Origin of the sequence: Turicibacter sanguinis (genome assembly GCF_013046825.1) — a bacterium.
GTDB lineage: Bacteria > Bacillota_I > Bacilli_A > MOL361 > Turicibacteraceae > Turicibacter > Turicibacter sanguinis.
This window is the reverse complement of the sequence record NZ_CP053187.1, coordinates 1,491,238-1,504,208: the sequence shown is the minus strand read 5'-3', so window position 1 is coordinate 1,504,208 and position 12,971 is coordinate 1,491,238. Positions and strand designations below refer to the sequence as shown.

Genomic DNA, 12,971 nt, shown 5'->3' with positions numbered 1-12,971 from the left:
CCTGATTATTTATGTTTTTCTACCACCCGTTCAATGTGGATGATTAGATAAAGTTCTTCTTCATGTGTCAATTTGTAATTATACTCAAGCTCTAAAAACTTGTCAATTTTTTTTACGCATGCATAAGCATCCTTGTATTTTAACTTCACAATATTGTACAGTTCATCATCTTCTTGACTGACATATTTTTTATTATTAAAAATACGTTGTGCAAAAAATTTTAGATGTGTTACAAATCGACTATAAGCTAGAGATTCTTCGTTTAATTCCATTTTATAATGATATTTTACGATATTTAAAATCTCTTGTGTCATTTTCGTCATATTCATGACGATTGGGATTTCCTCATTAAGTCTTGCATTGACAATATGAGTCGCAATATAAGCTGCTTCATCTTCAGGGAATTCAATACCAACTTCTTCTTGAATCACTTTTAATGCATATAACCCTACTTCAAATTCTTCTTTATAAAGACGTTTAATATCCCAAAGTAATCCATTTTTCAGGACAACTCCAGCTTTAAACCTTAAAGCAGAATTATAAATATGATCCGTGATAGAAAGATAGACAATATCATTAATTGCCTTTTGAAACTTCGCTTCTGTATACTTAATAATTCGATCCGTGATGGTCATATACTCCATTGGAACTTCGTCTAAAAGTTGTTGAAACTTTCCAATCATCATCTGATCTTCTAGTACAAAAATTTTCTCAACTTTAGACTTATTAACGATATCATTAGGTTTCTTTTGAAAGGCAATACCACAGCCCATTACAATAATTTCTTGTCCTTTTTCATCAAGAGAAACGACAACATTATTGTTTAATACTCGTTTTATCTTCATAGCTGTCCCCTTAATGTATACGTTTTATAAAACCTATAATACCACTCGCATTTTTTATTGTCAACCAAGGGATTTAAATAAAATCAATCCTGTAATGGTAAATAAACTACAACTTTGGCGCCCCCACTTTCTTGATTAGAAAGCACGATTTCTCCTCCATGCAACTTCATAATTCGTTGACAAATATAAAGCCCTAGACCCGAGCCTCCATCTTTAGAACGGGCTTTATTTCCTCGATAAAACTTTTCAAGTCCATACTTTAAATCCTCCTCCGAAAATCCATTTCCTTGATCTGTAATCTCACAAATCACTGCCTTATTTTTTTGATACACTAAGACACCAATATCAGAGGACGTAGGCGCATATCGACAGGCATTCATCAGAATATTATCGAGCACTCTTGATAATCTAAGCGGATCACACTTCATTATGAGTGTTGGATTTAACAAATCTAAATCAGTCCTCAAGTTTAATTGATATTTCAGACAAATATCCTCATATGATTCAAGTTCAGTTGAAAAATATTGAAGCACATTAACATTTTCTTGTTGGAAAATAAAATCTAGTTGATCAAGTTGAGATAATAAATTTAAATCCTCTACTAACACGATTGATCGATTCGTTGCCCCTTCTAAGATATTTAAATACTTTAAACATCTCGCTTCATTTTGATAAGCACCATCTTGCAATAATTCAACATGACCTTTTATAACAGTCAAAGGACTTCTTAAATCATGGGCAAGTGCTGAAATTAATTCTTTTTGTTGCTGTTCAATTTGCCATTGTTTTGTTAACGTTTCTTTTAATGTTTTTCTCATTTTTTCAAATGAGAAGATTACTTCATTAAACTCATTATTATAGTCTTCATGCAACTCAAAATCTAAATCTTGATTCTCAATTTTTTGCGATGCCCATTTCAACTTTTGAAGAGGAATCATCACATTAATTTTTAACTTTTTCCCGAAGAACCACATATAAAAAATCAAAAATAGAAATGGTAAACTAAAGACTCCGATAAACATGATTAAATAGACAAACTGCCGATTTTCTAATGGCATTAATCGAAGGGGATATGTATAGCTAAGGCATCCTTTTAACGTTCCTTTACTATCCGTAAGCGGAATATACTTTGTATAATTTCCATTTCCATCAGATTGTGTTGTATTTAATTTTGAGATTAAATCTGATTCACCTTCCGTATCAAAGTTAACGATTTGATACGTGACTTTACTCAAATCAAAGGTCCTTTCAAATTCTTCTTTTCCTTCCCCTATTAACAATGAACTTGAATGTTGATTCACATAATCCACAATCATTGGAAGTTGTTGTTCATAATGATTAGCAGGATACGCTACATACTGAGCTACTACTAAAAATAAAAAAATTATCACAACGGTACTCACAAAGGTGCAACTCAAAATCCCAAGAAAACTTAAATTAATTTGAGTTAATAATGAACGTTCTTTTAGCATCTAATTTTGCTCCTTCTTATTACACATCCCACTTATATCCGACACCCCAAACAGTTTTTAAATAATTGAAATCAGTTTGAATTGTTTGAAATTTAGAACGAACTTTCTTAACATGTTCTGCTACCGTCGCACAATCACCTTCAGCATCTAACCCCCATACCAATTCATAGATTTGTTCCTTTGAAAAAACCTGATTTTTATTTAAGGCTAGCAATTCCACAATCTCATATTCTCGCTTCGTCAGCGGTACGCATTCATCGAAATATAAAACAGTTCTGCTCTGTAAATTAATTTTTAAATGTTGAAAAATTAAAAAACTTTGCTCCCTTGAACTTTGACGTTCATTTCGGCGAAGATGCGCCGCAACTCGCGCCCTTAATTCTCGTAAACTAAATGGCTTTGTTAGATAATCATCTCCCCCAATGGCGAATCCCTGAATTAAATCTGATTCTGAAACTTTCGCCGTTAGAAAAATAATGGGGCAACTCACGACTGAGCGAATTTCCTTACAAAACTCAAATCCATCCTGACCTGGCATCATGACGTCCAAAATCATCAAATCAGGATTTACTTTGAGCTGACTTCTAGCCTCAAAACTATTTGATGCTTTATACACAAGATAACCTTCATCATTTAACGCATCATATAACATTTCCAAAATTTCTAAATCATCGTCTACCACTAATATTTTTTGACTCATCGTTCACCTCTAAGATAAATAGTCGTTACGTCTAAACAATGCATAGGAACCTCCAATTCCAATTCCTAAAATAACCAATACATATAGTATAACATTTCCGCTACTTCCCATTCCAAGTAATAAATCAAAAATAGAGCGTGTTGAACTTACTAAAAACTCAAATACTGGCATTCCGAATCCAACAAGACATAACACAAACACTGATCCTAAGAATGCTAAAATCGTATTTGGTAATAGAAGTGAGATCAGACTGATGACTCCCATCACACTGATTAAGATAACATATTCTACAATGTAAAATTTTAGACTAAATAGGATTGCTTCAGTGCTCGTATATAAGGTCTGTGATTCAAAGAATGACGTGTTCGTTACCTTAGGTAACATCAGCTGAGCAAATATATTTGCCATCATCCACAATATGATTGAAAATACCCCCATAACAATCGCAAGCGTCAATATTTTAGCAACATAAAGTTGCACTCTTGAATAAGGACGAATCATCACCATTCGGTACTCTCCACTATAACGTTCACGATTAAACGTTTCTACCACTAATAGCGGGCACAAAATCAGAACTAAATAAAAATGATAGTCACGTAAAATAAAAGGTGTAAAATTTAAAGAATCTAAATTAGCGGTCACGAATGGATCATAAAATCCAACTCCAAACGTTGAATTAAAAAATGCTATAAATATAAATGCTAATAGACTGATGATTAAAATAATAGCTGTTCGACGTCTCATCACAAGACGCGATAGCTCGCTTTGAATTAATTGTTTCATTCTCTTCACCTCATTAAATAAATTGGTCCTGACGACCTGTCAGATAATAACTTGATCCCATAAACAATATAAAATAGCTTCCTAAAATCGTAAGGCTCTGATGCAGGCTAGTCGTATGTCCCGCTACAATTTGATAAGCCCCCTTTAATTGCATCAGTGGTAACGCAAGTAAATTTAATTGATTGATATCTATTCCACTGATGTACCGTCCCACTAATTGTGTGACCATATAAAATCCAAATGATGCCACGACTATTAATAATCCAATGACTGTTGTACTAATAACTGACTTTGTAAACATCGCAAAAAAAGCAATGACCATAGCAAAGACTGCTAAAATTAAAAATAGGAGCCCATAGTACTTAAGGGTCATCAGAAACACTTGAACTGACGTTAAATCGTCAAAACTTAAAAAGCTTGAAATAACAGTCTGATGTTCAAATATCACGGATGCTACTAAATAGGAACAGGCAACATATCCGACGATAAAAATAAATAGCGCCAATACGATCATCATGAGTTTCACGAAAAAGACTTGTCGTGTACTATATCCTCTAATGAGTACCATTCGAATTTCACTTTTTTCATACTCACTTGCGATTGTCGTTACAACAAGTAAGATGACCACTGCAAATAAATAAAACGTAAAAATTTTATGCAGTGGCGTGTATAAAGCAAACGTATTAAAACTTGCCACTCTATCCAGTGTCACGATTTGGTTTGCTTTAAGGCTTTGTGAAGCCATCAAAGCAATCATAAATGGAATTGAACCTAAAACACCCAACCATGATTTTTTAGAAAAGTATCGTTTGAATTCACTGTGAATTAATTGTTTCATGTCATCCTCCTACTGAATTAACTTAATGAAGACTTCTTCAAGCGTTGCGTCTTGATTACCTAGGACTAAGAAATCGTCTTTAGCCCCCTGCCAAGCGATAGTCCCGCTTTTAATAATGACAAGCTTGTTACAAATTTTTTGAAGTTCATCTAGTAGATGACTTGAGATAAAGAACGTAATCCCCTGCTCCGTATTTAGTTTCAAGATTAATTCACGGAGTTCTACCATTCCAAGTGGATCGAGTCCATTCGCAGGCTCATCTAAAATAATGATTTGAGGGTCATTAAGTAAAGCCTGTGCAATCCCTAGTCGTTGCTTCATTCCAAGAGAATACGTTGAAACTTTATCTTTTTTCCGATCACTTAGTCCTACAACCTCTAGCACTTCTAAAACCTTTGCAAGGCGCTCTGACTTTGTTTTATTTGGGATTAATAACGCTAGGTTCATCAAGACTTCCTCCCCACTCATATGGGAAAAGAATATTGGCGACTCAACAATTGCTCCAAGATTTTGCAAAGCCTCTTTACGCTGTGTGACGACATCATAACCATTTAATTGAATCTGTCCCGATGTCGGTTTAACAAGTGAGGTTAACATTCTAATAATCGTTGTTTTTCCCGCTCCATTAGGACCGATAAATCCACAAATATCACCTTTACCTACCGTAAAACTCACATCCTTTATAATCTCACGTCGTCTGATTTTTTTATTTAAGTTATCCACAAACAATACGGTTTCCATCATTTATCGCACTCCTTTAATTTCTTAACTGAATGTATCTTATGATAAAATTTTAAAGATTTTATAAAGATTTTAATACTTATCAAAAAAGCGACCTTCCTCTCTACCTAATCGAGAATAAAAGTCGCTTTTTTATAAACTATTACTTCTTACTCATTAATTCTAAATAATTCTTTTTCAAAGCCACCTTGACGATGACGAATTCAAGAACCATCATTGCTGTTACAAGTAACCACATGAAATTAATATCAAGAATTCCTATGATTGCTATAACGAATAATAAAATACTCACTTGATAAATTCGAATTATCGGATACAAACTAGTATCTTTCACTTGATATGAATGATTACTAATATAAAATAACTTATTATTTTTATTTATCATAAGATAAATAAAATCAACACACACAATCATTAAAATTAAACATTTATAAAAAATAATCATTCCCCTACCATCCCTCTCAATATAACTTAAATTATATAAGATATCTTTATCAAAATCATATGTTAATTTCAAAAAGGATGCCTTTTTGCATCCTTTTCTTAGTGATGAATCATTGTAAACAACTTTAATTATTTAGCATTTTTGATGATTGATTTGTAACCCACATACGTTGTGAGGAAATACCCTCCATAAATAACGATAATCCCCATCATCGTCATAATCGATGAAACTAATATATCGGACTGCCCATATAGTGATGTTAAATCTTTATTAACTACATAGATACCAAATACTGCATGAATCATTCCCAGTACAAGTGGTAAGGCGAAGTAGATTAATGTTTGAATAAAGATTGTTTTATTAATCATTTTTTGAGTGGCGCCGATTTTTCGTAATGATTTGTAACGTTCGATACTATCACTAGCTTCCGATAATTGTTGCAGTGCTAAGACTGCTGCACTAGATAATAAAAAGACAATTCCTAAATAAAGTCCTACATATAAAACTACTGTCGACGTTGCACGACTATTTTCATAGATTTGTTGTTTTGTATAACCGATGAGAAAAATCCCATCTTTACTACCTTCTTCAAAAAAACTATTTAAGTAATCACCAAAATAAGACTCAGCTTCTACTTTATCTTGTGCTGTATACTGAATGTTCATATAAGTCATAGTTGGTTCTAGGCTAGAAACTACCTTATCTGGAACAATCAAAGTTAATATATTATCAGCTAAAGCAGAATTATAAGTTGCGTCAGTCATTACGTCTTTATTTTTGATTTCGAATGTTTCACCATTTATTTTAATCTCTGAATTATTTTTCAAATACACCTTTAGCGGTTCTAGGAATTTTGAGAAATTTGAAGTCACTAAAATTTGATGATCATTTAAGGTAATTGAATCTTTTCCTAATAACTGTTGAATTTTATTATAGTCTGAAATTTTAATAGCATTAATAGAATTCCAATAACCATTCTCTAATTGATCTTTTAATGTTCCCGTTACGTAAGGTAAAATAAGGTCTCCTGTAGATATCCCCTCTAATCTATATGCTTCAAAAAACATATGCTCATTTCCCTTAAAATCAAAATTTAGTTTTTCAACAACTTGTTGCATGGTTTTGATTTCATCTTCATCATCCACATACATATAGGCCGAAGCATCAAAAGGAGCCACAATTCCATTTTCAATAGATGTCTTCATACTTAAACCTGTTGATAACCCACCGATTGTAATAAATAACATTAAACAGATGAGCGAAACAGATAGGAAATTTGTATTGATATTACTATGGATTTGACGAACTACAAAGATATTTAATTTCTTTAAGTAGATATTTTGATTACGTTGGATCATCGCTAATAAAAATCCTGCTCCACCATAGAAAAATCCTAAGGTCCCAATAATTCCAAGTACAATTGAAAGATTAAAGAGACTGCTCATCTCATTTAGTCCGACTTTTAGCACAATGCCATACGCAGTTATTAGCATAATAACTGCTACTAAAAAGATGAGAAGTGAAAGGATTGGATTTTTAACTTTAATTGTTTCTGATTTTTTAGAAGCATTTAATAAGTCAATCAATTTATATTTTGAAATAATGATTGTATTAAAAAACATCACAAATAAGAAAATCAACCCAAAATAAATGATTGTTTTTATAATCGCACTAAATGAAATAACAAATCGAAATTGTGTCATACCTACTTCGAATAATTTTGCAGTAAACACAGAAAGTCCTTGTGATAAAAGAATTCCTACTCCTAGTCCAACGACTAATGATAAAATTCCAACAATAAAAGTTTCTAAGACTAATATTTTCGAAATTTTACTTTTCCCCATTCCCAGCGTCATGTAAACACCTAGTTCTTTTTTACGCTTTTTGATGAGGAAGTTATTCGCATATAGAATGAGTCCACCTAATATAAACACAACGAAAACAGAGACCATTGATAGAAGTTGATTAATACTTTCCATATAACCGGCTTGTGAGGCACTCATATCAAGAACTGCTTTTTGTGACTCAATCGAATTAAAACAATAAAAAATACAGACTGCAAAAGTTAAGGTTAGGAAATAAATAGCGTAATCTTTAAAACTTTTACGGACATTTCCAAGCGCAATTTTAGAATACATTATTGATGTCACCTCCGAGAATGGTCATGACTTCAATAATTCGATTAAAGAATTCTTTACGTGAATCATTGCCTCGAATTAACTCATTAAAGATTTTACCATCTTTAATAAATAAAATACGATGTGCATAACTTGCTGTAAACGCATCATGCGTCACCATTAAAATGGTTGCTTCTAATTCTTGATTTAATTTTTCAAATGATTCAAGCAATAGACGAGAAGATTTTGAATCAAGTGCACCTGTCGGTTCATCCGCTAAAATAATCGATGGGTCTGTGACAATTGCCCTTGCTGAAGCTACACGTTGCTTTTGTCCCCCTGACATTTGATATGTATATTTTGATAGGACTTGGGTAATTTCAAGCTTGCTAGCAACTGCTTGAATAAGCGGATCAATTTCTTTTACTTTACGTCCTTGGATTGTTAATGCGAGTGCAATATTTTCATAAGCTGTTAGCGTATCAAGAAGATTGAAATCTTGGAAAATGAATCCTAGTTCATCACGACGAAAATTTTCTAATACTTTAGATTTCATCGTCGTGATATCTTGATTATTAATTAAAATATGACCTGTTGTTACTTTATCAATCGTAGAAATACAATTTAATAAAGTTGTTTTTCCACTTCCTGATGGTCCCATAATACCAACAAATTCACCTTTATCAACTTTAAAGCTAATTTGATCAATAGCTTTTGTGACATTGTCTTTATTTCCATAATACTTCTCTACTTTTTCAACACTTAAAATAGTATTCATCTATAAAATTCTCCTTTATGCTGTGATATATTTCGCTAATAATACAATGATGATTAAATGAAGTGGATAGAATAAGTAAAACATCCATTTTGTAAATTTATTATTAAAGCCAAGTTCTCCATTATATAACAAGATAAATGGAATAGCTAAGAACATCATCCATTGATAATCCCAAAGAAAAATAGCTTCTAAAAAATCAGGTCCCATGCTTATTGCGCTCAATAGCGGTAAGATACTGAACACAGTATAAACAAAGGCCATCCATCCCTTTTTATTACGCAGGAAATAAAAGATGAGTGTCACGATCACACCATAGATTGAAGCTTCTGTCACCACTGCCAATAGACCTATCAAGATAGAAAATATAATACTTAGCCTATATCGCTCTGATTTTTTTCCAAATTCAATCATATTCATTAATGCAACCGATAATCCAAGCGATAAGAAAATATTATTATGGATGCCTAGCAATAGGTCAACTCCAATCATGATAGCACCGAAACTAAATAACCTTAACATATATTTATTTCGATTTCGAGTGTGGAAAAATCCTTCAACAATTAAGTAAAAGAATATAGGCGCTGAAATTTTTCCGATATAACCAAACCAGATTGGAATTTCTAAGCCACCTCTCATATTCAAATACGTATACAAATGATCCATTACCATGAAGATCATAGCAAAAAGTTTTAATTGAAATGAACTTAATTTAAGCAAAACCCTACCTCCTTATTGTTCATGTTATAGTCTTCATTATACAAAGTACGTCTTACATTACCTATTGAACTCTCTTACAAATTTGTAAGATAAGTGAATATAAATAACTCGACCACCCTATATTAAATATAAGAAGATCTTTGTGAAGGTGGAGGGGTTACAAATGTTTCAGTTTATCAAACAATCCAGTTTAAGTACGATAAAAATCAAGCTCATTATCCTATATATTTTAAATATTAGTGATATTTTATTAACGCTCATCTTAGTTCGTACTGGGCTTATTATCGAGGCTAATCCTGTAATGGCTTCAATCATAGAAAATAGTTTTGCAACCTTTTTTGTTAAGGGAATAATCCCGGCTCTGCTATTCATTTATCTTTATTATCGATTACAATCTGCAACTCCAAAGATGATTAAGTTAACAAACTTTTGTATCTTCATCTTACTTGGATTTTATTTCTTTATTAACTGCCTTCATCTATTATGGTTTATTTTATTACCTTATTTTTAACACAACAAAAAGCTGTCCACAGTATTGTGAACAGCTTTTTGTTATGAGCTAGATTAATTCAAAACTTTATTAGTCAATCGATACGACTGTATATCCTGCCTCATCAATTGCTTGACGGATTAATTCATCAGTTGCTCCTGTTTCAACAAGTACTGACTGTGTTCCTAATTCAACTTGGATATCTGTTGTATTTTCTAATGTTTCTAATGCTTCTTTAACATGTGCCACACAGTGTCCACAGCTCATACCATCTAATTGAATTTTCTTTTTCATCTTTAATTCCTCCTTAACTTTTAAGCATTAAAATTACGTAATCTTAATGCATTTAATAAAACTGAAACAGAACTTAAACTCATGGCAGCCGCTGCAATCATTGGATTTAATAACGGCCCTCCAAAGATATGTAATATTCCCATCGCAACTGGAATTCCTAAAATATTATATCCAAATGCCCAGAATAAGTTCTGTTTAATATTACGAATCGTTGCTTTACTTAATTTAATCGCTGTCGAAACGTCCATTAAGTCGCTTCTCATTAAGACGATATCTGCTGATTCAATTGCAACGTCAGTTCCACTTCCAATCGCAATTCCAACATTAGCTTGTGCTAAAGCCGGTGCATCATTAATTCCATCACCAACCATGGCAACTAAATCACCATTAGCTTGAAGTTTTTTTACTTCATTTGCTTTATCAGCAGGTAAAACATCTGCTAAAACAATGTCTATTTTCACTTGCTTGGCAATAGCTTCTGCCGTTTTTTTATTATCACCTGTAATCATCGCTACTTTGATTCCCATCGCATGTAGCGTTTCAATTGCCTTTTGGCTACTTGGTTTCACCGTATCAGCTACAGCAATAATTCCGGCTAACTTATTATCAACTGCAATATACATGGGTGTTTTTCCATCTGTTGCTAATTGATCTGCTTGGAGATTAACAGAACTAATATCAATATTTTTCTCATTCATTAATTTTTTATTACCTAATAAAATATCTCTTTTATCAATTAAAACTTCAATCCCGTGTCCTGGAATCGCATTAAATTGACTAATACTTCTAAATGATAAGTTACGTTCTTCTGCTGCGCGTACAATAGCTTCTCCAAGTGGATGTTCTGATCCCTTTTCCGCGCTTGCTGCTAACGCTAAAATCTCATCTTCTAATGTATCAATAGTAATAATATCTGTTACTTTTGGTTTACCTTCTGTAATTGTTCCTGTTTTATCAAAGACAACGGTATTTAATTTATACGTTGTCTCTAATGCTTCTCCACCTTTGATTAAGACCCCATATTCAGCACCTTTTCCGGTTCCAACCATAATGGCAGTTGGGGTTGCCAGTCCTAAAGCACAAGGACAGGCAATAACTAAAACAGCAATGAAGATTGATAATGCAAAGACTCCTGTTTCTCCGGCAAATAACCAAGCTAACGAGGAGATAATGGCAAGTCCAATAACAATCGGCACGAAGTATGACGAAATAATATCTGCCATTTTAGCAATTGGTGCTTTTTGTCCCTGAGCATCTTCCACAAGTTTTACGATTTGAGAGAGAGCTGTATCTTTCCCAACCTTTGTCGCTTGATATTTGATGTATCCTGTCTTGTTGAGACTAGCACCAATGACTAAGCTACCTTCAGACTTCTCGACCGGAATACTTTCACCTGTTAACATCGATTCATCCACGGCACTGCTTCCTTCTATTACCACGCCATCTACCGGTAATTTTTCACCTGGTTTTACAATTACGATATCTCCAACTAATACTTCTTCAATCGGTAACACTAACTCTTGGCCACGACGTTCAATGGTTGCAGTCTTTGGAGCCAATCCCATTAAAGCTTGAATAGCTTGAGATGTTTTTCCTTTCGAAACAGCTTCTAAATATTTACCTAGCGTAATTAACGTTAAGATAACGGCTGCTGACTCAAAATATAAGTGCATAGCGTACGATGTATCACCTTTTGTAATCATATAAATTCCGAATACACTGTAGAAAAATGCTGTTAATGTTCCTATAGCAATTAAAGAATCCATGTTAGGGCTTAGTTTAATTAAATTTTTTAATCCAATTTTATAGAACTTATACCCTGCAATCACAACAGGTAACGTTAAAACAAGTTGGATGAGTGCAAAGTTTAAAGGATTCATCATCGGATCAATCATTTTTGGAAGAGGCATTCCTACCATGTGTCCCATTGAAATAATTAATAATGGGACTGCAAAAATTAAAGAAACAATGAAACGAGTTAATAATTTTGATGATTCATCTTTTGTTTTCACTTCTGTTTCTTTTTGTTCTTCTTTAATTATCTCGTACCCTGCTTTTTCTACGGCTGCTTTAATTTGACCGTATGTCACTTGATTTTCATCAAGCGTAACTGTTAATTTTTCGGTTGCAAAGTTGACGGTTGAATTTTCAACACCTAAAATTTTTCCGGTTACTTTTTCAATGCGATTTGCGCAAGCAGAACAAGTCATTCCCTTAACATCTACTGTATAGGTCTTCATATTCTTATGAATTTTATACCCTGCTTTTTCTACTGCTTCTTGAATGTTTTGCTCCGTTACTTTTCCAGTCTCGTATTCAACACTCAAAGTTTCAGTTGCGAAGTTTACAGAGGCTTTATTTATGCCATCTAATTTAGAAACAACTTTTTCAACCCGATTTGCGCAAGCAGAACAGGTCATTCCTTCAATTTTCATTGACTTACTTTCCATAATATCACCTCACTTTATTTAGACATTGCTTTTTCGAGTATGGTCATAATTTCATCTATTTTCTCGTCGCTTTCACCGTTTATAACAGCCTGTTTCACACAATGATTTAAATGTTGTTTTAAAATTAAAAGATTCGAACGTTTTAGTAACGCTTGCGCTGCTACAATTTGATTTGAAATATCCATGCAGTAACGTTCTTCTTCAATCATTTTAATAATTCCATCTATTTGACCTTTAGCTGTTTTTAATGATTGTAGTGCTTTTTTTCGTTCTTCGTTCATTAACTATACCTCCCTCCCCC

General features: G+C 33.0%; 14 protein-coding genes. 1 reads left to right on the top strand and 13 read right to left on the bottom strand.

Annotation, left to right across the window (positions count from 1 at the left end):
- Positions 1 to 5 precede the first annotated feature (5 nt).
- The 10 genes from licT to HLK68_RS07270 form a co-directional block, all read right to left on the bottom strand.
- A complete protein-coding gene (gene licT, locus HLK68_RS07315) occupies positions 6 to 845 on the bottom strand; it encodes a BglG family transcription antiterminator LicT (RefSeq protein WP_055164556.1) in 840 nt (279 codons plus the stop codon).
- 83 nt (positions 846 to 928) lie between these two features.
- Entirely contained in the window at positions 929 to 2,317 is a 1,389-nt protein-coding gene (locus HLK68_RS07310; RefSeq protein ID WP_132942541.1) for a sensor histidine kinase, read from the bottom strand.
- A 19-nt stretch (positions 2,318 to 2,336) separates the two neighbouring features.
- A complete protein-coding gene (locus tag HLK68_RS07305) occupies positions 2,337 to 3,017 on the bottom strand; it encodes a response regulator transcription factor (RefSeq protein WP_006784840.1) in 681 nt (226 codons plus the stop codon).
- A gap of 9 nt (positions 3,018 to 3,026) precedes the next feature.
- Positions 3,027 to 3,800, bottom strand: coding sequence for an ABC transporter permease (locus HLK68_RS07300; RefSeq protein ID WP_006784839.1), 774 nt, complete (start codon positions 3,798 to 3,800; stop codon positions 3,027 to 3,029).
- A 13-nt stretch (positions 3,801 to 3,813) separates the two neighbouring features.
- Positions 3,814 to 4,638: an ABC transporter permease gene (locus HLK68_RS07295; RefSeq protein ID WP_006784838.1), complete on the bottom strand. Its 825-nt coding sequence runs from the start codon at positions 4,636 to 4,638 to the stop codon at positions 3,814 to 3,816.
- A gap of 9 nt (positions 4,639 to 4,647) precedes the next feature.
- Positions 4,648 to 5,382 carry an ABC transporter ATP-binding protein gene (locus HLK68_RS07290; protein ID WP_230321561.1) on the bottom strand — a complete coding sequence of 245 codons (735 nt, stop codon included), beginning with the start codon at positions 5,380 to 5,382 and terminating at the stop codon, positions 4,648 to 4,650.
- Positions 5,383 to 5,521: 139 nt separating this feature from the next.
- Positions 5,522 to 5,824 carry a hypothetical protein gene (locus HLK68_RS07285; RefSeq protein ID WP_229059741.1) on the bottom strand — a complete coding sequence of 101 codons (303 nt, stop codon included), beginning with the start codon at positions 5,822 to 5,824 and terminating at the stop codon, positions 5,522 to 5,524.
- Between the two features lie 128 nt (positions 5,825 to 5,952).
- Positions 5,953 to 7,962 carry an ABC transporter permease gene (locus HLK68_RS07280; protein ID WP_055164559.1) on the bottom strand — a complete coding sequence of 670 codons (2,010 nt, stop codon included), beginning with the start codon at positions 7,960 to 7,962 and terminating at the stop codon, positions 5,953 to 5,955.
- Complete coding sequence (locus tag HLK68_RS07275) at positions 7,952 to 8,719, bottom strand: ABC transporter ATP-binding protein (RefSeq protein ID WP_006784834.1); 768 nt, start codon at positions 8,717 to 8,719, stop codon at positions 7,952 to 7,954. Before HLK68_RS07275 ends, HLK68_RS07280 begins: the two co-directional genes overlap by 11 nt.
- Before the next feature lie 15 nt (positions 8,720 to 8,734).
- Positions 8,735 to 9,436, bottom strand: coding sequence for a TraX family protein (locus HLK68_RS07270; RefSeq protein ID WP_006784833.1), 702 nt, complete (start codon positions 9,434 to 9,436; stop codon positions 8,735 to 8,737).
- A gap of 163 nt (positions 9,437 to 9,599) precedes the next feature.
- Here HLK68_RS07270 and HLK68_RS07265 point away from each other — a divergent pair, with 163 nt between their 5' ends.
- Complete coding sequence (locus tag HLK68_RS07265) at positions 9,600 to 9,947, top strand: DUF5658 family protein (protein WP_006784832.1); 348 nt, start codon at positions 9,600 to 9,602, stop codon at positions 9,945 to 9,947.
- A gap of 69 nt (positions 9,948 to 10,016) precedes the next feature.
- Here HLK68_RS07265 and HLK68_RS07260 read toward each other — a convergent pair whose 3' ends face one another.
- From HLK68_RS07260 to HLK68_RS07250, 3 genes are read right to left on the bottom strand one after another with little or no spacing between them, the layout of a single operon-like run.
- Positions 10,017 to 10,220 (bottom strand): heavy-metal-associated domain-containing protein, encoded by a 204-nt coding sequence (locus tag HLK68_RS07260; RefSeq protein ID WP_006784831.1) that lies wholly within the window; start codon positions 10,218 to 10,220, stop codon positions 10,017 to 10,019.
- A gap of 20 nt (positions 10,221 to 10,240) precedes the next feature.
- A complete protein-coding gene (locus tag HLK68_RS07255; protein ID WP_055277124.1) occupies positions 10,241 to 12,670 on the bottom strand; it encodes a heavy metal translocating P-type ATPase in 2,430 nt (809 codons plus the stop codon).
- Between the two features lie 14 nt (positions 12,671 to 12,684).
- Positions 12,685 to 12,951: a metal-sensing transcriptional repressor gene (locus HLK68_RS07250; RefSeq protein WP_006784829.1), complete on the bottom strand. Its 267-nt coding sequence runs from the start codon at positions 12,949 to 12,951 to the stop codon at positions 12,685 to 12,687.
- Positions 12,952 to 12,971 lie beyond the last annotated feature (20 nt).